This is a genomic window from Pseudomonas sp. B7, from assembly GCF_016735645.1.
Lineage (GTDB): Bacteria > Pseudomonadota > Gammaproteobacteria > Pseudomonadales > Pseudomonadaceae > Aquipseudomonas > Aquipseudomonas glycinae.
Genome location: NZ_JAERRE010000001.1, coordinates 881604 through 904922 on the forward strand (window position 1 = coordinate 881604; position 23319 = coordinate 904922).

General features: G+C 61.9%; 22 protein-coding genes and 1 other RNA gene. 4 read left to right on the forward strand and 19 right to left on the reverse strand.

Going from position 1 to position 23319, the window contains the following annotated elements; all coding sequences use genetic code 11:
• Positions 1–41: 41 nt before the first annotated feature.
• From ftsZ to rsmI, 17 genes are all read right to left on the reverse strand, one after another.
• Positions 42–1238: a cell division protein FtsZ gene (ftsZ, locus tag JKA62_RS04150; protein ID WP_007956754.1), complete on the reverse strand. Its 1197-nt coding sequence runs from the start codon at positions 1236–1238 to the stop codon at positions 42–44.
• A 67-nt stretch (positions 1239–1305) separates the two neighbouring features.
• The gene (ftsA, locus tag JKA62_RS04155; protein WP_011335861.1) at positions 1306–2565 is read right to left on the reverse strand and encodes a cell division protein FtsA; all 1260 of its coding nucleotides are present in this window, start codon (positions 2563–2565) and stop codon (positions 1306–1308) included.
• Positions 2566–2580: 15 nt separating this feature from the next.
• Entirely contained in the window at positions 2581–3447 is an 867-nt protein-coding gene (locus tag JKA62_RS04160; RefSeq protein WP_007956757.1) for a cell division protein FtsQ/DivIB, read from the reverse strand.
• Between the two features lie 4 nt (positions 3448–3451).
• On the reverse strand, positions 3452–4426 hold the full coding sequence (locus JKA62_RS04165; RefSeq protein WP_007956758.1) for a D-alanine--D-alanine ligase: 975 nt from the start codon (positions 4424–4426) through the stop codon (positions 3452–3454).
• Entirely contained in the window at positions 4423–5883 is a 1461-nt protein-coding gene (gene murC, locus JKA62_RS04170) for a UDP-N-acetylmuramate--L-alanine ligase (RefSeq protein WP_011335862.1), read from the reverse strand. Before murC ends, JKA62_RS04165 begins: the two co-directional genes overlap by 4 nt.
• On the reverse strand, positions 5876–6946 hold the full coding sequence (murG, locus tag JKA62_RS04175) for an undecaprenyldiphospho-muramoylpentapeptide beta-N-acetylglucosaminyltransferase (RefSeq protein ID WP_011335863.1): 1071 nt from the start codon (positions 6944–6946) through the stop codon (positions 5876–5878). The genes murC and murG overlap by 8 nt, the downstream gene beginning before the upstream one ends.
• Positions 6936–8153, reverse strand: a complete 1218-nt coding sequence (gene ftsW / locus JKA62_RS04180) for a putative lipid II flippase FtsW (RefSeq protein ID WP_007956765.1) — start codon at positions 8151–8153, stop codon at positions 6936–6938. Before ftsW ends, murG begins: the two co-directional genes overlap by 11 nt.
• Positions 8150–9496, reverse strand: a complete 1347-nt coding sequence (gene murD, locus JKA62_RS04185; protein WP_201816470.1) for a UDP-N-acetylmuramoyl-L-alanine--D-glutamate ligase — start codon at positions 9494–9496, stop codon at positions 8150–8152. Before murD ends, ftsW begins: the two co-directional genes overlap by 4 nt.
• Before the next feature lie 5 nt (positions 9497–9501).
• Positions 9502–10584 carry a phospho-N-acetylmuramoyl-pentapeptide-transferase gene (gene mraY / locus JKA62_RS04190; protein ID WP_007956769.1) on the reverse strand — a complete coding sequence of 361 codons (1083 nt, stop codon included), beginning with the start codon at positions 10582–10584 and terminating at the stop codon, positions 9502–9504.
• The gene (locus tag JKA62_RS04195; RefSeq protein ID WP_011335865.1) at positions 10584–11951 is read right to left on the reverse strand and encodes a UDP-N-acetylmuramoyl-tripeptide--D-alanyl-D-alanine ligase; all 1368 of its coding nucleotides are present in this window, start codon (positions 11949–11951) and stop codon (positions 10584–10586) included. Before JKA62_RS04195 ends, mraY begins: the two co-directional genes overlap by 1 nt.
• Positions 11944–13407 (reverse strand): UDP-N-acetylmuramoyl-L-alanyl-D-glutamate--2,6-diaminopimelate ligase, encoded by a 1464-nt coding sequence (locus JKA62_RS04200; protein ID WP_011335866.1) that lies wholly within the window; start codon positions 13405–13407, stop codon positions 11944–11946. Before JKA62_RS04200 ends, JKA62_RS04195 begins: the two co-directional genes overlap by 8 nt.
• Positions 13407–15146, reverse strand: a complete 1740-nt coding sequence (locus tag JKA62_RS04205; protein WP_170929382.1) for a peptidoglycan D,D-transpeptidase FtsI family protein — start codon at positions 15144–15146, stop codon at positions 13407–13409. Before JKA62_RS04205 ends, JKA62_RS04200 begins: the two co-directional genes overlap by 1 nt.
• Positions 15146–15439 carry a cell division protein FtsL gene (gene ftsL / locus JKA62_RS04210; RefSeq protein ID WP_007956777.1) on the reverse strand — a complete coding sequence of 98 codons (294 nt, stop codon included), beginning with the start codon at positions 15437–15439 and terminating at the stop codon, positions 15146–15148. The genes JKA62_RS04205 and ftsL overlap by 1 nt, the downstream gene beginning before the upstream one ends.
• Positions 15436–16383: a 16S rRNA (cytosine(1402)-N(4))-methyltransferase RsmH gene (gene rsmH / locus JKA62_RS04215; RefSeq protein WP_011335867.1), complete on the reverse strand. Its 948-nt coding sequence runs from the start codon at positions 16381–16383 to the stop codon at positions 15436–15438. Before rsmH ends, ftsL begins: the two co-directional genes overlap by 4 nt.
• Complete coding sequence (gene mraZ, locus JKA62_RS04220) at positions 16380–16835, reverse strand: division/cell wall cluster transcriptional repressor MraZ (protein ID WP_007917012.1); 456 nt, start codon at positions 16833–16835, stop codon at positions 16380–16382. The genes rsmH and mraZ overlap by 4 nt, the downstream gene beginning before the upstream one ends.
• Positions 16836–17237: 402 nt before the next feature.
• Positions 17238–17591, reverse strand: an RNA gene (gene rnpB / locus JKA62_RS04225) — RNase P RNA component class A.
• Positions 17592–17664: 73 nt separating this feature from the next.
• Positions 17665–18570 (reverse strand): 16S rRNA (cytidine(1402)-2'-O)-methyltransferase, encoded by a 906-nt coding sequence (gene rsmI, locus JKA62_RS04230; protein ID WP_080511027.1) that lies wholly within the window; start codon positions 18568–18570, stop codon positions 17665–17667.
• A 177-nt stretch (positions 18571–18747) separates the two neighbouring features.
• Here rsmI and JKA62_RS04235 point away from each other — a divergent pair, with 177 nt between their 5' ends.
• From JKA62_RS04235 to JKA62_RS04250, 4 genes are all read left to right on the forward strand, one after another.
• On the forward strand, positions 18748–20559 hold the full coding sequence (locus JKA62_RS04235; protein WP_011335869.1) for a penicillin-binding protein activator: 1812 nt from the start codon (positions 18748–18750) through the stop codon (positions 20557–20559).
• Positions 20559–20921 carry a YraN family protein gene (locus JKA62_RS04240; protein WP_011335870.1) on the forward strand — a complete coding sequence of 121 codons (363 nt, stop codon included), beginning with the start codon at positions 20559–20561 and terminating at the stop codon, positions 20919–20921. The genes JKA62_RS04235 and JKA62_RS04240 overlap by 1 nt, the downstream gene beginning before the upstream one ends.
• Positions 20922–21023: 102 nt before the next feature.
• Positions 21024–21617, forward strand: a complete 594-nt coding sequence (locus JKA62_RS04245; RefSeq protein WP_007928463.1) for a phosphoheptose isomerase — start codon at positions 21024–21026, stop codon at positions 21615–21617.
• Positions 21614–22192: a BON domain-containing protein gene (locus JKA62_RS04250; protein ID WP_011335871.1), complete on the forward strand. Its 579-nt coding sequence runs from the start codon at positions 21614–21616 to the stop codon at positions 22190–22192. Before JKA62_RS04245 ends, JKA62_RS04250 begins: the two co-directional genes overlap by 4 nt.
• Before the next feature lie 51 nt (positions 22193–22243).
• Here the strand turns inward: JKA62_RS04250 and JKA62_RS04255 are convergent, their stop codons facing one another.
• Positions 22244–22657, reverse strand: a complete 414-nt coding sequence (locus tag JKA62_RS04255) for a ClpXP protease specificity-enhancing factor (RefSeq protein WP_007956787.1) — start codon at positions 22655–22657, stop codon at positions 22244–22246.
• 16 nt (positions 22658–22673) lie between these two features.
• Entirely contained in the window at positions 22674–23291 is a 618-nt protein-coding gene (locus JKA62_RS04260) for a glutathione S-transferase N-terminal domain-containing protein (RefSeq protein ID WP_011335872.1), read from the reverse strand.
• Positions 23292–23319: the final 28 nt, after the last annotated feature.

The following is a 23319-nucleotide window of genomic DNA, read 5'->3' on the forward strand; positions in this document are numbered from 1 at the left end:
TTGCTGAACACCAATCACCTGAATACCCCTGATACATTTCATCAATCGGCCTGACGACGCAGGAAAGCCGGGATGTCCAGGTAGTCCAGGTCATCTTGCGGATTCATCTTCGCGGCAGTCGCAGCACCGGCCTGAGCCTGGTTGCGCATGACGGTCGGACGGTCCAGGTCACGGTAGTTCACCGCTGGCTGTTCCTGACGAGCAGGTGCCGGTTGCTGCACTTGAGCAGCCGCCATCGAGGTGTGAACGGTGTTGTCGATGACCTTTACAGGCTTCTCGATTTTCGCGCCCAGACCGGTGGCAACCACGGTCACGTGCAATTCGTCGCGCATGTCCGGATCGATAACGGTACCGACCTTGACCATCGCGTGCTCGGAAGCGAAGGCTTCGATGATCGAACCCACGTCGGAGTACTCACCCAGGGACAGGTCAGGACCGGCGGTGATGTTCACCAGGATGCCGCGTGCGCCTTGCAGGTTCACGTCTTCCAGCAGCGGGTTGCGGATGGCCGCTTCGGTCGCTTCACGTGCACGGTTCGGACCGCTGGCGCAGCCAGTGCCCATCATCGCCATGCCCATTTCGCTCATCACGGTGCGTACGTCGGCGAAGTCGACGTTGATCATGCCCGGACGCTTGATGATGTCGGAGATACCGCGAACGGCACCGGCCAGTACGTCGTCAGCCTTGGCGAAAGCCGACAAGAGGCTTGCGTCCTTGCCGAGGATGGTCAGCAGTTTTTCGTTCGGAATGGTGATCAGCGAGTCGACGCTTTCCGAGAGCATGCGGATGCCTTCGTCGGCGATCTGCATACGCTTGCGGCCTTCGAACGGGAAAGGACGGGTCACGACCGCAACGGTCAGGATGCCCATTTCCTTGGCCACTTCGGCGATGATCGGCGCAGCACCGGTACCGGTACCGCCGCCCATGCCGGTGGTGATGAACACCATGTTGGTGCCGGCCAGCACTTCAGCGATGCGCTCGCGATCTTCCAGCGCAGCCTGACGGCCGACTTCCGGGTTGGCGCCGGCGCCAAGGCCTTTGGTCACGCCGGTGCCCAGTTGCAGAATGGTGCGCGCGCCGATGTTTTTCAGCGCTTGAGCATCGGTGTTGGCGCAGATGAATTCCACACCTTCGATGTTGCTCTTGACCATGTGGTTGACAGCGTTGCCGCCGCCACCGCCAACACCGATAACTTTGATTACCGGGCTTGCGGGGATGTTGTCTACGAGTTCGAACATTTTCCCTCTCCTTACATTCTCTAGTTTTTTCGCCTACTGCTGTTTGTTGCGGTGCTGCGGTAAAGCGTTAGAAGTTGCCTTGAACCCACTTCTTCAAACGGTCCAGCAACGGCGCCTGCGGCTCATCGTTGCTGTAGCTGTCGCGGCTGCCGATGCCCGAGAACGAGATCCCGTCGGACTGCTTCTGCAGGCCGTACATCAACAAGCCAACGCCAGTGGAATAAATCGGGTTGCGTACCACGTCATCCAGCCCCTTCACGCCATGCGGCACGCCCAGGCGGACCGGCATGTGGAAGATTTCTTCGGCCAGCTCGGTGGCACCTTCCATCTTCGAGGTACCACCGGTCAGCACGATGCCGGCCGGGATCAGGTCTTCGTAGCCGCTGCGACGCAGCTCGGCCTGGATCAGGGTGAACAGTTCGTCGTAACGCGGCTCGACCACTTCGGCCAGGGCCTGACGGGACAGTTCACGCGGCGGACGGTCGCCGACGCTCGGCACCTTGATGGTCTCGCCGGCACCGGCCAGTTTGGCCAGGGCGCAGGCGTAGCGGATCTTGATCTCTTCGGCGTACTGGGTCGGGGTGCGCAACGCCATGGCGATGTCGTTGGTCACCTGGTCACCGGCAATCGGGATCACGGCCGTGTGGCGGATGGCGCCTTCGGTGAAGATCGCGATGTCGGTGGTGCCGCCGCCGATGTCGACCAGGCAAACGCCCAGCTCTTTTTCGTCGTCGGTCAGAACCGAGTAGGCCGAGGCCAGTTGCTCGAGAATGATGTCGTCGATTTCCAGACCGCAGCGACGCACGCATTTTTCAATGTTCTGTGCGGCGTTGACGGCGCAGGTGACCACATGAACCTTGGCCTCCAGACGCACGCCGGACATGCCCAGCGGCTCGCGCACGCCTTCCTGGTTATCGATCACGTAATCCTGCGGCAGGGTGTGCAGCACACGCTGGTCGGCCGGGATCGCCACGGCCTGGGCGGCATCGAGTACACGCTCCAGGTCCGCCGCGCTGACTTCGCGATCACGGATCGCGACGATGCCGTGGGAGTTCAGGCTGCGGATGTGATTGCCCGCCACGCCGACGAACGCCGAGTGAATGCGGCAGCCCGCCATCAACTGGGCTTCCTCGATCGCGCGCTGGATCGACTGCACGGTGGACTCGATGTTGACCACCACGCCTTTCTTCAGGCCGCGGGACGGATGAGTGCCGATCCCGACGATTTCCAGCGAGCCGTCGTCCGCAACCTCGCCGACCAGCGCCACCACCTTGGAGGTGCCGATATCGAGACCGACGATCATTTTGCCGCTTTGCACGTTTGCCATGGGTCCTGCCTCTTCTTAATTCTTTGCGACAGCGGGTTGGGCTGTCGTCGGCGCTACTGGTTCCCGCCAGCCAACAGCGAGGCCGTTGGCGTAGCGCAGATCGATGCGCGCAATGTTCGTAATCTGTTCTTTGAGCGTCTTGTCATAGATGGCAATGAAGCGGCGCATCTTTTCCACCAGGTTGCCGCGTCCCAGCAGCAGCTCGATCCCGGGGCCGGAACTGCCGGCACCGGTGGTCAGGAACCAGCTGCCACGTTCACGCAGCTCCAGCCGCGCAATCGAGAAGCCCAATGGCCGGAGCATCTGGCTCAGCACCTGGTATTGCTGCATCACTTGCTGCTGGGCCCGCTGCGGACCGAACAGCTGCGGCAGGTGTTCGTAGTTCGCCAGTTCCTTGGGCGTGAACGCCTGGCCCTGGTTGTTGAGCAACGACTCGTCGCCCCAACGGGCCACCGGCAGTTGCTCTTCGAGGCGGATCACCACCTGGTCCGGCCACACCCGACGTACTTCGGCGTGGGCGATCCAAGGCATCTGCTCAAGCTCGGTGCGCATGCTCGCCAGGTCGATGGTGAAGAAGCTCGACGCCACGTACGGGGCGATTCGCTGCTGCACCGCCTGCTGGCTGATGTAACTCAGGTCGCCCTGCACCGCGATCTTGGTGATCGGCCGGTCGGCGTACGGCAGCAATCGCTGCGCGCCTTCGTAAGTGCCGAACCCCAGGGCCACCAGCAGCACCGGCCAGAACAGACCTTTCAAAAAGCCGAAGTTGGCTTTTGGCAGGCGCGCGGACATCGGCTCTTTGGCCACCATTCGGCTGGCACCCCGCGGCACCGGCTTGCGGCCGGGTGCGGGTGGCTGATGTCTGAGCTGTGCGCCTTGCATGGTTTTAACCTCGCGCCTCTTTCTTGCCGTCGGCATCGACACTGGCGGCCAGAATGGCCAGGACCAGCTGCTGGAAATCCAGACCGGCCGCTTTCGCCGCCATCGGTACCAGGCTGTGATCGGTCATGCCGGGAGCGGTGTTGACTTCCAGGAACCAGAATTTGCCGTCGGCGTCCTGCATCACGTCCGCCCGGCCCCAACCGGCAATACCCAGCGCCTCGCAGGCTTGCGCCGTGAGGTCCATGAGTTCTTTTTCCTTGGCGGCATCGAGCCCGCACGGAATCCGATACTGGGTATCGTTGGCGATGTACTTGGCGTCGTAGTCGTAGAACGTGTGCGGCGTACCCAGAGCGATAGGAGGCAACACCTGGTCACGCAGGGTGGCGATGGTGAACTCCGGACCGTGGATCCATTGCTCGACCAACACTTGCGAATCGTAGGTACTGGCCGCTTTCCATGCGTCGATCAACTCGGACGCAGAACTCACTTTGGCCATCCCGATACTTGAACCTTCATGCGCCGGTTTGACGATCAAAGGGAAGCCCAGTTCCGTCGCCGCCGAAATACAATCGGCCTCGCTGCGCAGCACGGCGTGACGCGGCGTCGGAATCCCGAGCGTGTGCCAGACCTGCTTGGTGCGCAACTTGTCCATCGCCAGTGCCGAAGCCAGGATGCCACTGCCGGTGTACGGAATGCCGGCCACTTCGAGCAGGCCCTGCATGCTGCCGTCTTCACCGCCACGACCGTGGAGGATGATGAACGCGCGGTCGATCTTCTCGCTCAGCAGGCGCTGCAGAATGTCGGCGCCGACGTCGATGCCGAACGCGTCCACACCTGCGCTTTGCAGCGCAGTGAGCACGGCATTGCCGGACTTCAGCGAGACTTCACGCTCGGCACTCAGGCCACCGAACAACACGGCCACACGGCCGAAATCCTTCGGGGCGATGGTGGAGAACAGATTGGCGTAGGCAGCAGTCATTTCAACTTCCCCTCGACCGATGCCGCCACGGCACCGGCGAACAACTCGCTTTTCAACAGTTTCGGTGCGAGACCGCCGATGTCACCGGCGCCCTGGCACAGCAGAATGTCGCCGGCACGCAGCAGCGGCTTGACCAGTGGCGCCAGATCGACGCCGCGCTCGATGTAGATCGGGTCGAGCTGACCGCGCTGGCGGATGCTGTTGCACAGCTTGCGGCTGTCGGCGCCCGGGATCGGCTCTTCGCCGGCCGGGTAGACTTCCATCAGCAGCAGCACGTTGGCGTCGGCCAGGACATTGACGAAATCGTCGTACAGGTCGCGGGTGCGGCTGTAACGGTGCGGCTGGTAGACCATCACCAGACGGCGCTCCGGCCAGCCACCGCGCACGGCTTTGATCACGGCTGCGACTTCGGTCGGGTGGTGACCGTAGTCGTCGACCAGCATCACATTGCCGCCGTCCACCGGCAGTTCGCCGTAGACCTGGAAGCGTCGGCCGACACCCTGGAAGCCGGACAGGCCCTGGACGATGGCCTCGTCGCTGACGCCTTCGTCGGTGGCGATGCAGATGGTCGCCAGGGAATTGAGCACGTTGTGATTGCCCGGCATGTTCACGGACACATCAAGAGGCTCGCGATCAGGGCGCAGCACGGTAAAGAAGGTCTGCATGCCCTGCTGACGAACATTGATCGCGCGCACGTCGGCGTCTTCGCTGAAGCCATAGGTCACGGTCGGACGCTTGACCAGCGGCAGGATTTCACGCACCACCGGATCGTCCAGGCACATCACCGCCAGACCGTAGAACGGCAGGTTGTGCAGGAACTCGACGAAGGTTTTCTTCAGTTTGTTGAAGTCACCGTCGTAGGTCGCCATGTGGTCGGCGTCGATATTGGTGACCACAGCCACCAGCGGCTGCAGATGCAGGAAGCTTGCGTCGCTTTCATCGGCTTCGGCAATCAGATAACGGCTGGTGCCGAGCTGGGCATTGGTGCCCGCAGCATTCAAACGGCCACCGATGACGAAGGTCGGATCCAGGCCACCCGCCGCGAACACCGAAGCGATCAGGCTGGTGGTGGTGGTTTTGCCATGGGTACCGGCGACGGCGATGCCGTGGCGGTAGCGCATCAGTTCGGCGAGCATTTCGGCACGCGGCACCACCGGGATGCGGCGTTCCAGTGCGGTCGCCACTTCCGGGTTGGAGGTGTTGACGGCGCTCGACACCACCAGCACATCGGCGGCAGCGGCGTTCTCGGCACGGTGGCCGATGAAGATCTGCGCACCGAAGGATTCCAGGCGCTCGGTCACCGGCGAAGCTTTCAGGTCCGAACCGGACACTTCATAGCCCAGGTTCAGCAGCACTTCGGCGATGCCGCACATGCCCACGCCGCCGATCCCGACGAAGTGGATGCGACGGATGCGGCGCATTTCCGGTTGCGGCATGGCTTTCTGATTCTCAACCATGGGCCACCTCCAGACAGGTATCGACCACGCTACGGGTGGCTTCGGGTTTCGCCAGACGGCGGGCCGCTTGGGCCATTTGTTCGAGTCGTTGCGGTTGCATCAAGACCTCTGTCAGGCGCGCGGCAAGGTCCGCGGCACCAGTCGTTCTTTGCGGCATCAGGAAGGCAGCGCCTTCGCGGGCCAAATAATCGGCGTTGCGGGTCTGGTGATCGTCGATCGCGTGGGGCAAGGGCACCAGCATCGAGGGCAGACCGGCGGCGGCCAGTTCGCTGATGGTCAATGCGCCGGCGCGGCACACCACCAGGTCAGCCCAGCCATAGGCCTGGGCCATGTCTTTGATGAACGGCTGCACCTGCGCATCCACGCCGGCGGCGCGGTAGCGCTCTGCAGTCACTTCATCGTGGTTTCTGCCAGCCTGATGGAACACTTCCGGACGCAAGTCGGCAGCGACTTGTGCCAGGGCTTCAGGCAGCAACTTGTTCAACGGCTCTGCGCCCAGGCTTCCGCCCAGGATCAGCAAACGCGCCTTGCGTCCGGCCAGGGCCGGGCGCGGTGTTTCGAGGAACAGCTCGCTGCGCACCGGGTTACCGGTGGTACGGCGGCTGTCCGACAGGGTAAAGGTGTCGGGGAAGGCTTCACACACCCGGGCGGCGAACGGCACCAGCAACCGATTGGCGGTGCCGGCCACGGCGTTCTGCTCATGAACGATCACCGGCACGCCGGCCAGTTTGGCGGCAAGACCACCGGGGCCGGTCACATAGCCGCCGAATCCGACCACGCACACCGGCCGCAAGCGGCGAATGATCGCCCGCGCCTGCCACACCGATTTCAGCAGCATGAACGGCGCCTTGAGCAGCGACAGCTTGCCCTTGCCACGCAGTCCTGTGGCGTTGATGCGGTGCAGTTCAAGACCCGCCGCCGGCACCAGATCGTTCTCGATCCCGCGCGGCGTACCGAGCCAGTGCACGGTGTAGCCGCGTGCCTGGAATTCGCGGGCACAGGCCAGCGCCGGGAACACGTGGCCACCGGTGCCGCCGGCCATGATCAATACGTTAGCGCCCATGGTTCGGCTCCTCGGCGAAGTCGCTCTCATGGAATTCCATCTCTTCACTGCCCAGGTGGGTCCGGCTCTCCCACTCGATCCTCAGCAACAGGCCAAGGCAGGCGCAGCAGATCACCAGGGAACTGCCGCCATAACTGAGGAACGGCAAGGTCAGGCCCTTGGTCGGCAACAGGCCGACGTTCACACCGATGTTGATCAGGAACTGGCCGATCCACAGGAACGACAGGCCGTAGGCAACGTAAGCGGCAAAAAACTGTTTGGCTTTCTCGGCCCACAGACCGATGTACATGCCGCGAATACACACGAACACGAACAGCGCCACGGTGCACAGCGAGCCTACGGCGCCGAGCTCTTCGGCCAGGACCGAGAACACGAAGTCGGTGTGCGCTTCCGGCAGGTAGAACTGCTTCTGCACGCTGTTTCCCAGGCCGACGCCCAGCCATTCACCGCGACCGAACGCGATCAGGGCTTGCGACAACTGATAACCGGCGCCGAACTGGTCGGCCCACGGGTCGGCGAAGTTGGTAAGACGCGCCATCCGGTACGGCTGCATCTGAATCAGCAACACCACCGCACCGACGGCCAGCACCACCATCAGCGAGAACCGGAACAGCCCGACCCCGCCGAGGAACAGCATCGCCGCCGCAGCGCCCATCATCACGACGGTGGCACCGAAGTCCGGCTCCATCAGGAGCAGGCCCGCCATCGGCAGCAGCACGATGAACGGCTTGAAGAAGCCCATCCAGCTCTCGCGCACTTCTTTCTGGCGACGCACCAGATAACCGGCGAGGTAGATCACCACGAACACCTTGGCGATCTCGGACGGCTGCACGTTGAAGAAGCTGAAACCGATCCAGCGCATCGAACCGTTCACCTCACGGCCGATCCCGGGGATGATCACCATCACCAGCAGGCCGAACGCGCCGATCAGCATCAGCCAGCCCAGCCGCTGCCAGGTGGCGATCGGAATCATCATGGTGACGACGCACGCGCCCAGGCCCAGCACCACGTAGATCAGGTGACGGGTCATGTAATACAGAGCACTGCCCGACTGCGCTGCGCCGACTTCTGTCGATGCCGAGGCGATCATGATCAGGCCCAGACCGAGCAACGCCAGGCAACCGGCGAGCATCGGGAAGTCGAGGTCGATTCCGCGTCCGGTAATGAGCGGCGACGGGTATGGCTTGATGATGTTTCTCAAGCTCATGCCAGATCCTCCACGGCGCGGACGAACTGGTGACCACGGTCTTCGTAGTTCTTGAACATGTCGAAACTGGCGCAGGCCGGCGACAGCAGCACCACATCACCCGGCTGGGCGGCGGCGCGGCACTGGTCAACCGCATCGACCAGCGTGGTGGCGCGAATCAGCGGAACGGCATCGCCGATCGCTTCGCCGATCTTGTCGGAGTCACGGCCCATCAGGATCACGGCGCGGCAATGGGTCGCCACCGGATCGCGCAGGTCCTTGAATTCGGCGCCTTTGCCGTCGCCACCGGCGATCAGCACGACCTTGCCGTCGATGTCGGCACCCAGGCCTTCGATGGCGGCCAGTGCGGCGCCCACGTTGGTGGCTTTGGAATCGTTGTAGTAACCGACGCCGTCCAGATCACGCACCCACTGACAACGGTGTTCGAGACCGGCGAAGGTGCGCAGCGCCACCAGCATGGCGTCGAACGGCAGCCCGACCGCGTGGCCGAGTGCCAGCGCCGCCAGGGCGTTGGACTGGTTGTGGGCGCCGCGAATCTTCAGTTCGCGCACCGGCATCAGGTTCTGGAATTCGAAGGCCAGGTATTTCTCGCCATTCTCTTCACGCAGGCCGAACGCCTTGAAATCCGGTTTGCTCAGGCCGAAGGTCCAGCACGGCTGGCCCTCGCCCATCAACGGACGGGTCAACGCATCCTGACGGTTGACCACGAACTGCTTGGCGCCACGGAAGATCCGGTGTTTGGCCAGGTGATAGGCCGGCAGACCGCTGTAGCGGTCCATGTGGTCTTCGCTGATGTTGAGCACGGTCGCCACTTCGGCGTTGAGCTGGTCGGTGGTTTCCAGCTGGAAACTCGACAGTTCCATCACGTACAGCTCGACGTCATCGCTGAGCAGATCCAGCGCCGGCGTACCGAGGTTGCCGCCCACGGCCACGCGCTTGCCGGCCGCAGCCGCCATCTCGCCGACCAGGGTGGTGACGGTGCTTTTCGCGTTGGAACCGCTGATGGCCACGATCGGCGCCTTCGCGTTACGCGCGAACAGCTCGATGTCGCCGGAAAGCTTCACGCCACGGGCCGCGGCGGCTTGCAGGGCCGGGGTCGCCAGCGCCAGGCCGGGGCTCACGTAGAGCTCGTCGGCACGGCACAGGAACTCGACGTCCAGCTCGCCACAACGCACTTCCACGTGCGGATAGTCACGCTGGAGCGTGGCCAGTTCCGGTGGATTTTCCCGCGTATCGGCCACGGCAAACGCCACGCCCCGGTTCGCCAGGAAGCGAACCAGGGACATGCCGCTCTTGCCGAGGCCGACAACGATGCGGAAGTGGTCAGAAGCGATCAGAGACACTCGTTCTACCTCAGCTTCAGGGTGGCAAGGCCGATCAGCACGAGAATCACGGTGATGATCCAGAAACGGACGATCACGCGCGGCTCGGGCCAGCCCTTGAGTTCAAAGTGGTGGTGAATCGGCGCCATGCGGAACACACGGCGACCGGTCAGCTTAAAGGACGCAACCTGAATGACGACTGACAGGGTTTCCATCACGAACACGCCGCCCATGATGAACAGGACGATTTCCTGACGGACGATCACCGCGATGGTGCCCAGGGCTGCGCCCAGCGCCAGTGCGCCGACGTCACCCATGAAGACTTGCGCCGGGTAGGTGTTGAACCAAAGAAAGCCCAGGCCGGCACCGATCAATGCGCCGCAGAACACGATCAGCTCGCCTGCGCCCGGTACGTAAGGGATCAGCAGGTATTCAGCGAATTTCACGTTACCCGACAGGTAGCAGAAGATGCCCAGACCACCGCCGACCATCACCGTCGGCATGATCGCCAGACCGTCGAGGCCGTCGGTGAGGTTGACTGCGTTGCTCGAACCGACGATCACAAAGTAGGTGAGCACGATGAAACCCGCGCCCAGCGGAATGCTGTAGTCCTTGAGCATCGGCAGGATCAGGGTGGTTTCCACCGGAGTGCTGGCAGTCATATAAAGGAAGATCGCCGCACCGAGGCCGAACACCGATTGCCAGAAATACTTCCAGCGACTCGGCAGACCACGGGAGTTCTTCTCGATCACCTTGCGGTAGTCGTCGACCCAGCCGATGGCGCCGAACAGCAGGGTCACCAGCAGCACGACCCACACGTAGCGGTTGCTCAGGTCAGCCCACAGCAGAGTGCTGACGCCGATCGAAGACAGAATCAGCGCACCGCCCATGGTCGGCGTACCGGACTTGGACAAGTGCGATTGCGGGCCGTCGTTACGAACCGACTGACCGATCTGACGGTTCTGCAGGGTGCGGATCATCCACGGGCCGTAGCACAGCGACAGGACCAGCGCGGTCAGCACACCGAGGATCCCGCGCAGGGTCAGGTACTGGAAGACCGCGAAGCCTTTGTAGAACTGTTGCAGATACTCCGCTAGCAGCAGCAGCATTAATGTTTCTCCAGACTGGACCCGCACAGGGCCGCAACGATGTTTTCCATCGCTGCGCTGCGCGAACCCTTGATCAAAATGGTGGTGTTTGTGTCCTGCTCGGCGCCGAGAGCCTGGATCAGTTCGGCCTGTGTGCCGAAGTGCTGCGCCTCGTTACCGAATGCGCTCACGGCGTGGACCATGTTCGGCCCGACGGCGTATAGCGCGGAAACCTTGCCCCGGGCGTATTCGCCCACGTCGCGATGCCCCTGCTCCGCCCAGTCGCCCAACTCGCCGATATCCCCGAGCACCAGGACGGTGCGGCCGGAAAAGCCGGCGAGTATATCAACGGCCGCGCACATCGAGGTGGGGTTCGCGTTGTAAGTGTCATCGATCACGCGCATGCCGTTTTTCGCCAGTTGCGCGACGGTGCGACCCTTGACCGGTTGTACCGCGCCAAGCCCGGTGGCGATGCCGAACAGCGACACACCCAAGGCGTGCGCAGCAGCAGCAGCGGCCATGGCGTTGGCGACGTTATGAGTGCCGAGCAGGTTCAGTTGAACCCGTTCCACACCTTCAGGACTGTGCAGGTTGAACGCCGGGCAGCCACGGGCATCGGTGGCCAGATCGCTGGCATGGAAGTCCGCCTGAGTGTTGCTCAATGCGAAAGTCAGCACTTTGCGACCGGCAGCGCGGGTCTTCCAGATGCCAAACGCCTTGTCATCGAGGTTCAGCACAGCGACGCCGTCGGCCGCCAGCCCTTCGATGATTTCGCCTTTGGCTTCGACGATTTTCTCCGGCCCGCCGAACTCACCGACGTGGGCGGTTCCGGCGTTGTTGAGGATCGCTACGTGCGGCTTGGTCAGCCCTACGGTGTAGGCGATTTCACCTAGACGCGAGGCGCCCAGTTCGATCACTGCCGCGCTGTGTTCCGGGGCGAGTTCGAGCAGGGTCAGCGGTACGCCGAGGTCGTTGTTCAGGTTGCCACGGGTCGCGTGTACCGAACCGCGTGTGCGCAGGATGCTCGCGAGCATTTCCTTGACCGTGGTCTTGCCGCTGGAGCCGGTGACTGCCGCAACCGGTTTGGTGAATGCGGCACGGTTCAAGGCACCCAACTGGCCGAGAGCCTGACGGGTATCCTTGACCAGCAATTGCGGCAGCGTGCTGTCGGCGACTTCACGTTCGACCAATGCCGCAACGGCGCCTTTGGCGGCGACTTCATTCAAATAGTCATGACCGTCGAAACGCGGACCGGTCAGGGCGATAAACAGTTGGCCAGCCTTGATCGCGCGGCTGTCGATGCTCACACCGTCAAAACTGGCATCGGCGCTGATCAGACGGGCGTCGAGCGCGTTGGTCAGTTCGCTGAGTTTCAGGGCCTTAAGCATGGGCCACCTCCCACGCGGTCAGGGCGTGATCCGCCTCGACCAGATCCGAGAATGCATGGCGCTCGCCGTTGATTTCCTGATAGTCCTCGTGACCTTTGCCGGCCAGGACAATCACGTCGTCGGCCGAAGCGCCGGCGATCAGTTGCGCGATGGCCTGGCCACGGCCAGCCACGAACGTCACGTTATCCACAGCCGTGAAGCCGGCGCGGATGTCATCGAAAATTACCGCCGGGTCTTCGGTGCGCGGATTGTCATCGGTCACCAGCACGCGGTCGGCCAGACGCTCGACCACTTCGGCCATCAGCGGACGCTTGCCGCGATCGCGATCACCGCCGCAGCCGAACAGGCACAGCAGTTGACCTTTGACGTGCGGACGCAACGCGGTCAGTACTTTTTCCAGGGCGTCCGGGGTATGCGCGTAATCGACCACCACCAGCGGCTGAGTGCCGCCGCCGAGACGCTGCATGCGTCCGGCCGGGCCTTCGAGTTTCGGCAATACCTTAAGGATTTCGTCGAGCGCGTAGTCGAGACCGAGCAAGGCGCCGACGGCGGCGAGTACGTTGCTCAGGTTGAAACGACCGAGCAGCGTGCTGCGCAGATGGTGCTCGCCCTGTGGCGTGACCAGCGTGGCGCGCACGCCATGGTCGTCGAACTGCGCTTCACGCACATAGAGATAGGCGCTGCTGTCGAGCAGGCTGTAAGTGATCAGCCGCGACTCGCGCTTTTCAGCGGCCAGTTGCCGGCCGAAGTCGTCGTCGAGGTTGACCACGCGGCACTTCAGGTCATTCCAGGCAAACAGCTTGGCCTTCGCTTCCGCGTAGGCCTCCATGGTGCCGTGATAATCCAGGTGATCGCGGGACAGGTTGGTCATCACTGCCACGTCGAACGCCAGCGCAGTAACCCGGCCCTGATCCAGGCCGTGGGACGAAACTTCCATGGCCACGGCTTTGGCGCCGGCCTTTTTCAGGTCGCCCAGGGTCGCTTGCATGGCGATCGGATTCGGCGTCGTGTGCAGGCCGCTTTGCAGCGAGCCATGGAAACCGGAGCCCAAGGTGCCGACGATGCCGCAATGCTGACCGAGCAGATCCAGCGCCTGCGCCACCAGTTGAGTCACGCTGGTCTTGCCGTTGGTGCCAGTGACGCCGATCAGATTCAGATGATGACTCGGCTCACCGTAAAAACGCCCGGCGATGTCCGACAACTGCGCCGCCAGGCCCTTGACCGGAATCAGCGGCACTTCGGTGATCGGCAGCACGGTGGCGCCTTCCACTTCATAAGCCACGGCAGCAGCACCGCGCTGCAAGGCGTCGGCAATGTGCGCACGACCGTCGAACCTGCCGCCCGGCACGGCGAGGAACAGGTCACCCGCGCGCACGTTGCGGCTGTCGAGCGCCAGTTCACGGATCAACAGATCGTGGCCGGCGTGGGGGAAAATCTTGTTCAGACTCAGAGACATCAGCCGCGCCCTCCATTGGCTTTCAGCGGAACGGCCGGGGTGGCGTTGGCCTGTTGTGTGGTCGGCAGGTTGTCCGGGGTGACGTTCATCAGGCGCAGGGTGCCCGACATCACACGGCTGAACACCGGCGCCGAAACCAGACCACCGAAGTAACCGGCCTTGGTCGGTTCATCGATCACCACGACGATTGCATAACGTGGATCGCTCATCGGGCCGAAACCGGCGAACAGCGAGCGGTAAGAGTTTTCGGCGTAGCCCTTGGTGCCGACCGACGTTTTACGCGCGGTACCGGACTTGCCGCCCACGTGATACGCCGGCACCTGCGCACGGAACACGCCGCGCGGGGCTTCGATCACTTGTTGCAGCATGCCTTGCATGGTTTTCGCGACGGCCTCCGGCAGCACCTGGGTGGTCTGCGGTGCCTTGTCGGTTTTGATCAGGGTCAGCGGTGCGAGACGACCGTTGTTGGCCAGCGCCGAGAATGCATGCACCAGCTGGATCGCAGTCACCGAAATACCGTAGCCGTACGACAGCGTTGCGGTCTCGGCCTTGCGCCACTCGCGGTAGTTCGGCAAGTTGCCGACACGCTCGCCCGGGAAGCCGAGGCCGGTGTCCTGACCGAGGCCGACTTTCTGTGCGAGGCGGAAAATGGTTTCGCCGCCGATGTCGAACGCGACCTTGCTCATGCCGACGTTACTGGAATTGATCAGAATGCCGGTCAGATCGAGTACCGGACCTTCGGTCTTCGATACGTCCTTGATCGTGTATTTACCGATCTGCAGGGAGCCCGGATACACCTCGACGGTGTCGCTCGGTTTCCAGCGGCCGGTTTCGATCGCGGCGCTCATCGAGATCGCTTTCATGGTCGAACCGGGTTCGAACACGTCGATCATCGCGCGGTTACGCATCATCGCCGGTTGCAGGTTGCGACGGTTGTTCGGGTTGTAGGTCGGCTGGTTGACCATGGCGAGAATCTCGCCGGTCTTCACGTCCATGATCACCAGACTGCCGGCCTTGGCGCCGTTCTCGATGATCGCGTTGCGCAGTTCGCGGTTGGCCAGGTATTGCAGGCGCAGGTCAATCGACAACGCCAAGGGCTTGCCGGCCTTGGCGTTTTTGGTGACCTGGACATCCTTGATCAGCCGACCGCGCCGATCTTTGATGACTTGCCGCTTGCCGGGCACGCCGGCCAGCCATTCGTCGTAGGCCAGTTCGACACCTTCACGACCGTGGTCATCGATATCGGTGAACCCGACCATGTGCGCCGTCACTTCACCGGCCGGGTAGAACCGGCGGAATTCTTCGATGCCGTAGACACCCGGGACTTTGAGGTCGAGCACGGCCTGGCCCTGCTCGGGGGTCAACCCGCGCACCAGATAAATGAATTCTTTGTTGGCCTGGGCTTCGAGACGTTCGGCCAGGGCTTTCGGATCCTGCCCCAGCGCGGCGGCCAGTGCCGGCCACTTCTCTTTGGCGGTCTGCATTTCCTTGGCGTTCGCCCAGAGCGTGGTCACCGGGGTACTCACGGCCAGCGGCTCGCCGTTACGGTCGGTGATCAGACCACGGTGAGCCGGAATCGGAATGTGCCGAAGACTGCGCGCGTCGCCCTGGCCTTTGAGGAAGTCTCGGTCAACCACTTGCAGGTCGATGATGCGCCAGCAGATGGCCGCGACCATCACGCCGAGCAGTGCCACCATCAGACGGAAGCGCCACGGGAAGAGAGCCCCTTCGAGTTTCATCATGGCGCCACCATCTTCACGTCAGCTGCGCCGGGGATGTGCATCTTCAGTTGTTCGGTGGCCAGCACTTCGATCCGGCTGTGGGCGGTCCAGGTGCTTTGCTCCAGGATCAGACGCCCCCACTCGGCCTGCGCCTTGTCGCGCACGCTCAGTTCGTTGTAAAGGGTGTTGAGCAACTGCCGGTTCCAGTGGGCGCTGTAAGACACGCCGATGGCCGACACGAGCACGCCGATGAACAGCAGCAGCATGAAAAAGCTGCCGCCGGGCAGTGGCTTGGCGAAAAGCTTGCTCACCGCAGCTTCTCCGCGACGCGCATGACGGCGCTACGGGAACGTGGGTTGGCTTTGAGTTCGGCGTCGGAGGCCGTCTGCGCTTTGCCATGGACTTTGATTTTCGGTTCGAACGCAACGTGGCGAACCGGCAGGTTGCGCGGCAGGTTGTCGGCTTCGCCTTTCACCAGCTTGCGCATGAACAGTTTGACAATACGGTCTTCCAGCGAGTGGAAGCTGATCACGACCAGACGACCGCCCACTTCCAGGCATTCGAGCGCGGCTTCAAGACCCGCTTCCAGATCGCCCAGTTCGTTGTTGACTTGAATGCGCAGGCCCTGGAAAGCGCGGGTTGCCGGGTTCTTGCCCTTTTCCCACGCCGGGTTGGCGACTTTCAGGACTTCGGCCAGATCGGCGGTGCGCTCGAACGGCGTGACATCACGGCGCTCGACAACGGCACGGGCCATGCGACCGGAGAAACGTTCTTCGCCGTACTCTTTGAAGACACGGGCAATTTCTTCCACCGGCGCGGTGTTGACGAACTCGGCTGCGCTGATGCCACGGGACGGATCCATGCGCATGTCCAGCGGGCCGTCGTTGAGAAAACTGAAGCCGCGCTCGGCGTCATCGAGCTGCGGCGAAGACACGCCCAGATCCAGCAGAATGCCGCTGACCTTGCCTGTCAGCCCCCGTTCGGCAACGACCGAACCGAGCTCGGCAAAGCTGCGCTGCACAACGACAAAGCGGCCGTCTTCGGCCGCTAGCGTTTGCCCGGTGGCAATCGCTTGAGGATCCTTGTCGAATCCGATGAGCCGACCGTCCGGCCCGAGCTTGCTCAGGATCAACCGGCTATGCCCGCCGCGTCCGAACGTGCCGTCCAGATAGCAGCCATCAGGGCGTACGGCGAGAGCCTCGACGGCTTCGTCAAGCAGTACGGTGATGTGGTTAAAGCCGCTATCAATAGTCACAGGATCAGATCACGCAATTCGTCAGGCATGGCGCCCGGTTGTTGTATGGCAGCCAAGTCAGCGGCAGAAACCGCGTTCCAGGCATCTTCGTCCCACAGTTGGAACTTGTTCAGTTGGCCCACCAGCATCGCGCGCTTGTCGAGCTTCGCGTATTCGCGCAGGCGCGGCGGCACCAGGAAACGACCACTGCCGTCGAGCTCGAGGTCAACGGCATTACCAATCAATAAACGCTGCAGACGACGGTTCTCTTCGCGAAGCGAAGGAAGCGCGCGCAACTTGGTTTCGATAATTTCCCACTCATCGAGCGGGTAGACACACAAACATGGATCAACGGCATCAATGGTCACGATCAACTGGCCGGAACTGCGCGAATCGAGCTCGTCACGGTACCGGCTCGGCATGGCGAGACGGCCCTTTGCGTCGAGACTGATAGCGTTAGCTCCGCGAAACACGTCTGCGTTTCTCCAATTTTTATCGTTTTGAGCTCAAAAAACCCACTTCATGCCACTTTCCGCCACTTGCGCACACTATAGGAATGCGCCCACCACACCGTCAAGGCGCGGATTAAAGGAAAACCCTTACAGAACGGAGATTTAGGAGCATAAAAGGAGGAGCAACGAGAATCTGGCGGATGCTTTTATCCAATAACTTGAAGCAGCACTGAAAGCTGCGCTCGAAAGTTAAAGTAATTTGTTAAGAGTAAGATTTTTTCGGTATTACAAAAGCGCTTCTGCTGTTGATTGAAGCAAGGTGGGAAATGGCTATTACTGCGTTTGCCGCTGCCGGTTTCCAGCGCAGGCCTGCTGATAATAAACAGCCCTGTCGCCTTTAATTCAAGCAGGGAAAAGAAAAAGGTGGAGAGTCGATCTGTAAGCCGGGTTCTGTCTTGAACAGTCATTCGTCTACGATGGCCATCACTGGACATCTTTAGCAACCTACCCGGTCCCAGCGCGGGCCACGCCTTGGGACCCTATTTGGTCTTGCTCCAAGTGGGGTTTACCTAGCCACGAACTGTTGCCAGACGTGCGGTGCGCTCTTACCGCACCTTTTCACCCTTACCGGCGCCGAAGCGCTTAGGCGGTTATTTTCTGTGGCACTTTCCGTAGGCTCACGCCTCCCAGGCATTACCTGGCACTTCGCCCTATGGAGCCCGGACTTTCCTCCCCCCCCTAATTTTCATAGAGGGCAGCGACTGTCCGATCGACTCTCCGCCGCGCAGGTTAACGGCAGAGCGGCCGAAGAACAAGCGCTAATAGCCCGCAAACCGGTCTGCGCGACGGGTTACGCATCTTTTTGCTGATCCAGCGCGACCTGATACAGCACGTTTTTGCGCTCACCGGTGATTTGCGCTGCCAGGGCTGCCGCACGCTTGAGCGGCATCTCTTCCAGCAACAGGTTAAGGATACGCATCGCCTCGCTGCTGACAGCGTCTTCGGATTCCGGTGCGGTCCAGCCCGCCACCACAACAACGCACTCGCCGCGCTGCTGATTGCTGTCGGCCTCGACGAATGCCCGCAACTCGCTCAGCGGTAATCCCTTGAGTGTTTCGAAGGTTTTGGTGATTTCACGAGCGAGCAATGCCGGACGGTCAGCGCCGAACACCGCTTCCATATCCTGCAGGCATTCCAGAATACGATGCGGCGCCTCGTAGAAAATCAACGTGCGCGGTTCTTCCTTGATAGCTTCCAGCCGCGCCTTGCGCCCTACGGCCTTGGCCGGCAAAAAGCCTTCGAAGATAAAACGGTCGGATGGCAGACCGGCAGCCGACAATGCCGCGATCAACGCGCACGCACCTGGCACCGGCACCACATTGATCCCGGCGGCACGCGCCTGACGCACCAGGTGATAACCAGGATCGGAGATCAGCGGCGTACCGGCATCGGAAATCAGTGCAACGTTGTCACCTGCCAACAGACGAGTTATGAAGCGACTGCCTTCATCCCGCTCGTTGTGTTCATGACAGGCCGCCAGCGGTGTGGAGATGCCGAAGTGCTGCATCAGGCGCTGTGAGTGGCGCGTGTCTTCGGCGGCGATCAGCGCCACCTCGCGCAGGATCTTCAACGCCCGCGCACTGATGTCATCCAGGTTGCCGATGGGCGTCGCCACCACATAAAGCGAGCCCGCAGCGGAATTCAAAGGACCTGGAGCAGTCAAAGCGCACACCTCATGATCGGTAAAAACCGCCATTGTAGCGCGTAGTACGTCGAACGATGCGCTCGGGTCGGACACGGTTTGTCGCACCATTGTGAGGCTGCGCACTCTTTGTATCAGCTAAATTGACGGTTTCACGCCAGTAACATCGCGCCCCGGCCAGTGCTTGGGTACAATTCGACGCTAATTTGATCGAGTATCAGGAACACTTACATGATCGCTTGCCTGCGGCTGTTCACTGCCCTCTGCCTCGCTGCCTTGCTGGCGGCTTGCGCCAGCTCCCCTTCCTCCAGCCTTGGCGAACTTCCTCGGACCCCGGATGCCACCATCGAGCAATTGCTCGAACAGGCTGCCCAGGCCAAATCGCCGGACAAGGCTGCGCTGTTGCGCCTGAGTGCGGCAGACATGGCGTACCGCCAGGGCAATGCCGGACAGTCCGCGCAAATCCTGCAGCAAGTGCCGATGGAACAACTCCAGCCGGGCCAGCAGGCATTCGCCAGCACCCTGTCTGCTGAACTGGCCATGACCCGCAACCAGCCGAAAGCCGCGCTGACTGCCTTGAGCCATCCAAGCCTGCAACGCCTGAGCGAACTGTCCGTACCGCTGCAAGTTCGCGCCGGCACGGTTCACGCCCGCGCCCTTGAAGCCGACGGCCAGACCCTGGCCGCTGCCCGCGAGCGCATCTTCATCGCGCCGATGCTGGAAGGCGAAGCAGCCAGCAAGAACCACGAAGCGATCTGGACCCTGATTGCGTCGCTGCCGGCCGATCAACTGCAAGCGAACACCACCGATGACCTCGGCGGCTGGATGAGCCTGGCCCTGGCCGTGAAAACCGCCGGCACCCTGGAACAGCAGCAAGCCGCCATCGACAACTGGCGCAACCAGCATCCAAAGCACCCAGCCGCGATCAACCTGCCGCTGCCCCTGACCAAACTCAAGGAACTGGCCAGCCAGCCCCTGAGCAAGATCGCCCTGCTGTTGCCACAGGACGGCCAGTTGGCCTCGGTCGGCAAGGCCCTGCGTGACGGCTTCATGGCCGCACACTATCAGGCTCAGCAAGCCGGCCAGAAACCACCGGCCATCGAGTTCTACGACAGCTCGAAACTGACCAATCTCGACGAGTTCTACCGCAAGGCCCAGGCCGATGGCGTGCAACTGGTCGTCGGCCCGCTGGAGAAGCCGCTGGTCAAACAGTTGAGCACTCGCCCGCAACTGCCGATCACCACCCTCGCCCTGAACTACAGCGAAGGCGATCAAGGCCCGGCGCAGTTGTTCCAGTTCGGTCTGGCCGCTGAAGACGAAGCCCGCGAAGTCTCCCGCCGCGCCCGTGCAGACGGCCTGCACCGCGCCGCGATCATGGTGCCGAAAGGCGAATGGGGCGACCGCGTCCTGCGCGCGTTCAGCCAGGACTGGCAAGCCAACGGCGGCAGCATTGTCGCCACCGAGCGCGTCGATCAGCCGGTGCAACTGGCCCAGCAGATCGCCGACATGTTCCAACTGCGTCAGAGCGAAGCTCGCGCCAAGAGCCTGCAGAATGCTGCCGGCACCAACGTTGCCGCCCAGCCTTCGCGTCGCCAGGACATCGAATTCATCTTCCTCGCCGCCACACCACAACAGGCGCAGCAAATCAAGCCGACCCTGAATTTCCAGTACGCCGGTGACGTGCCGGTCTACGCGACCTCCCACGTGTTCAGCGCCAGCGGCGACGTGAACCAGTACAACGACATGAACGGCGTGCGCTTCTGCGAAACCCCGTGGCTGCTGGAAACCAGCGATCCGCTGCGTCAGCAGGTCACCGCGCAATGGCCACAAGCCGCCGGCAGCCTCGGCCGCCTGTACGCGATGGGCGTCGATGCCTACCGCCTCGCGCCGCGCCTGGATCAGCTCAAGGCACTGCCGGACAGCCGCATTGAAGGTCAGTCGGGCAGCTTGGGCATGACTCAGTCCCAGCGAGTCGTACGTCAGTTGCCATGGGCACAGTTCGTCAGCGGTCAGATCCAGCGCCTGCCGGACACTCCACGCTGATGCCCGACAGGTCACACCTGCAAAGCGGCAAGGATGCCGAGCGCCAGGCGCTCGAGCATCTGCAACACCAGGGTCTGCGCCTGCTGGCGCAGAACTGGTTATGCAAACGCGGTGAGCTTGATCTGGTCATGCTTGATGGCGATACAGTAGTATTCGTCGAAGTCCGTTACCGTAAGAACACTCAATGGGGTGGCGCACTCGACAGCATCGATGGGCGCAAGCGGCAGAAACTGATTTTCGCCGCACAGTATTTTCTTCAGCGCGAATCGCGTTGGGCCAATTCCCCCTGCCGCTTCGACGTGGTGGCCATCGACAGTCACCAGGATCAGCTGAACTGGTTGCAGAATGCGTTCGACAGTTGACCACCTGCCCCGACCCGGACACTTTCACTCAACACTTTTGCTCTTTGCTTTGCGGGCTGCACATTCACGTGCCGGACAGCCGCGCTAATTAAGGTCACACAGATGGACATGCAATCCCGAATTCGCCAGCTTTTCCAGGCCAGCATCGACACCAAGCAACAGGCGATGGACGTACTTGCACCGCACATCGAGCAAGCCAGCCAGGTGATGGTCAACGCCCTGCTCAACGAGGGCAAAATGCTCTCGTGCGGTAACGGCGGCTCGGCCGGCGATGCCCAGCACTTCTCCTCGGAACTGCTCAACCGTTTCGAGCGTGAGCGCCCGAGCCTGCCGGCGATCGCGCTGACCACCGACAGCTCGACCATCACCTCGATCGCCAACGACTACAGCTACAACGAAGTGTTTTCCAAGCAGATTCGCGCACTCGGCCAGCCGGGCGACGTATTGCTGGCGATTTCGACCAGCGGCAACTCGGCGAACATTATTCAGGCGATCCAGGCCGCACATGATCGCGAAATGATTGTCGTAGCATTGACCGGACGCGATGGCGGAGGCATGGCTTCACTGCTGCTGCCCGAAGACGTCGAGATTCGCGTACCGGCCAACGTCACCGCACGTATTCAGGAAGTCCACTTGCTAGCGATCCATTGCCTTTGCGATCTGATCGACAGCCAACTGTTCGGGAGTGAAGAATGACCCCTAATCGCCTTGGCCTTCTGGCCTTGACCCTGTGCCTCGGCATCAGTGGCTGCACCTCGGTGGTGAATGCCAGCCGTGAAGCGCCGATCGAAGACGACCGCGGCACCCGCACTTTCGGCAGCAAGATCGATGACTCGCTGATCGAAACCAAAGTCGGCGTCAACGTAGCCAAGGCCGATCCGGCCCTGGACAACGACTCGCACATCGTCGTGACCAGCTTCAACGGTGTCGTGCTGCTGGCCGGCCAGACCCCGCGCGCAGATCTCAAGGAAAAGGCCGAACAGGCCGCCGCCAACGTTCAGCGCGTGAAAAAGGTCCATAACGAACTGCAAGTGTTGCAGCCCTCCTCCCTGCTGGCTCGCCAGAACGATGCGTGGCTGACCACCAAGATCAAGACCCAGATGCTCACTGACGCCAGCATTCCCGGCTCGCGCATCAAGGTCGTGACCGAGAACGGTATTGTCTATCTGCTGGGCTTGCTGACCAAACAGGAAGCCGCCCAGGCGACCAACCTGGTGCAGGGTGTTTCCGGCGTACAGAAGATTGTGAAGCTGTTCGAATACATCGACTGACCCGCAAAACGCAGGCACAAAAAAGGCGATCCAACCGGATCGCCTTTTTTATTACTTCACCACTTTCAGACTTGGCCGACCGCTTGGGCGCGGTGGCTCGCTGTCCGGTGGCGGAACATCGTCATCCTGCTCGATCTCGTCTTCGTCATCCATCGGCGACTCCAGATCGAACACCATGCCCTGACCGTTCTCCCGGGCATAGATCCCCAGAATCGCAGCAATCGGCACGTACAGACTGTGCGGGACGCCACCGAAGCGACCTTCGAAGGTCACAACGTCATTGTCCATGTGCAAGTGCCGCACGGCACTTGGCGAAATGTTCAGGACAATCTGCCCGTCACTGGCAAAGCCCTGTGGCACCTGCACCGCCGGGTACTCGGAATTGACCAGCATGTGCGGGGTGCAATCGTTATCCACAATCCACTCGTAGAGCGCGCGGACCAGATAAGGTCGACTGGAGTTCATAGCGGCTCCTTAAGCCTTAGCGCATGTCACGTTCGACACCAGACAGACTCGCCTGGAATGCCTCACGCGCAAACTGACGCTCCATATAATCAAGCAGCGGCTTGGCCGGCCGCGGCAGTTCTATACCCAGAATCGGCAAACGCCAGAGTATTGGCAATAGGCAGCAATCCACCAGACTTTGTTCCTCACTGAGGAAAAACGGCTTGTCGGCAAACAGCGGCGACACGCCCGTCAGGCTTTCGCGCAATTCCTTGCGCGCCACGGCACGGGCCGCTTCCTTGGTGCGCGAATCCAGAATCAGATCCACCAGACCACACCAGTCGCGCTGAATACGATGAATCAGCAGACGGCTGTTGGCACGCGCCACCGGGTACACAGGCATCAACGGTGGATGCGGGTAACGCTCATCCAGGTATTCCATCACCACGGTCGACTCCCACAACGCCAGGTCTCGATCGACCAGCGTGGGCAGACTGCCGTAAGGGTTCACTTCAATCAGTTTAGGCGGCTGACGACCAGCCTCCACAAAAATGATTTCGGCGCTGACACCCTTCTCTGCAAGCACGATGCGCACTCGGTGGGAATAGTGGTCGGCGGGGTCGGAGTAACAGGCCAACCGATTGGTCACGCCCATGGCGATCCTCCTCGCTTGTTGAAATAGT

Coding starts and splice junctions, on each gene's coding strand:
- JKA62_RS04205 (WP_170929382.1), bottom strand. CDS start 15,146: ATGAAACTCGAAGGGGCTCTCTTCCCGTGGCGCTTCCGTCTGATGGTG.
- mraY (WP_007956769.1), bottom strand. CDS start 10,584: ATGCTGCTGCTGCTAGCGGAGTATCTGCAACAGTTCTACAAAGGCTTC.
- JKA62_RS04160 (WP_007956757.1), bottom strand. CDS start 3,447: ATGCAAGGCGCACAGCTCAGACATCAGCCACCCGCACCCGGCCGCAAG.
- JKA62_RS04200 (WP_011335866.1), bottom strand. CDS start 13,407: ATGTCTCTGAGTCTGAACAAGATTTTCCCCCACGCCGGCCACGATCTG.
- ftsZ (WP_007956754.1), bottom strand. CDS start 1,238: ATGTTCGAACTCGTAGACAACATCCCCGCAAGCCCGGTAATCAAAGTT.
- JKA62_RS04240 (WP_011335870.1), top strand. CDS start 20,559: ATGCCCGACAGGTCACACCTGCAAAGCGGCAAGGATGCCGAGCGCCAG.
- ftsA (WP_011335861.1), bottom strand. CDS start 2,565: ATGGCAAACGTGCAAAGCGGCAAAATGATCGTCGGTCTCGATATCGGC.
- murG (WP_011335863.1), bottom strand. CDS start 6,946: ATGGGCGCTAACGTATTGATCATGGCCGGCGGCACCGGTGGCCACGTG.
- JKA62_RS04260 (WP_011335872.1), bottom strand. CDS start 23,291: ATGGGCGTGACCAATCGGTTGGCCTGTTACTCCGACCCCGCCGACCAC.
- JKA62_RS04255 (WP_007956787.1), bottom strand. CDS start 22,657: ATGAACTCCAGTCGACCTTATCTGGTCCGCGCGCTCTACGAGTGGATT.
- murC (WP_011335862.1), bottom strand. CDS start 5,883: ATGGTTGAGAATCAGAAAGCCATGCCGCAACCGGAAATGCGCCGCATC.
- JKA62_RS04165 (WP_007956758.1), bottom strand. CDS start 4,426: ATGACTGCTGCCTACGCCAATCTGTTCTCCACCATCGCCCCGAAGGAT.
- JKA62_RS04245 (WP_007928463.1), top strand. CDS start 21,024: ATGGACATGCAATCCCGAATTCGCCAGCTTTTCCAGGCCAGCATCGAC.
- JKA62_RS04235 (WP_011335869.1), top strand. CDS start 18,748: ATGATCGCTTGCCTGCGGCTGTTCACTGCCCTCTGCCTCGCTGCCTTG.
- ftsW (WP_007956765.1), bottom strand. CDS start 8,153: ATGAGCTTGAGAAACATCATCAAGCCATACCCGTCGCCGCTCATTACC.
- JKA62_RS04250 (WP_011335871.1), top strand. CDS start 21,614: ATGACCCCTAATCGCCTTGGCCTTCTGGCCTTGACCCTGTGCCTCGGC.
- rsmI (WP_080511027.1), bottom strand. CDS start 18,570: ATGGCGGTTTTTACCGATCATGAGGTGTGCGCTTTGACTGCTCCAGGT.
- JKA62_RS04195 (WP_011335865.1), bottom strand. CDS start 11,951: ATGCTTAAGGCCCTGAAACTCAGCGAACTGACCAACGCGCTCGACGCC.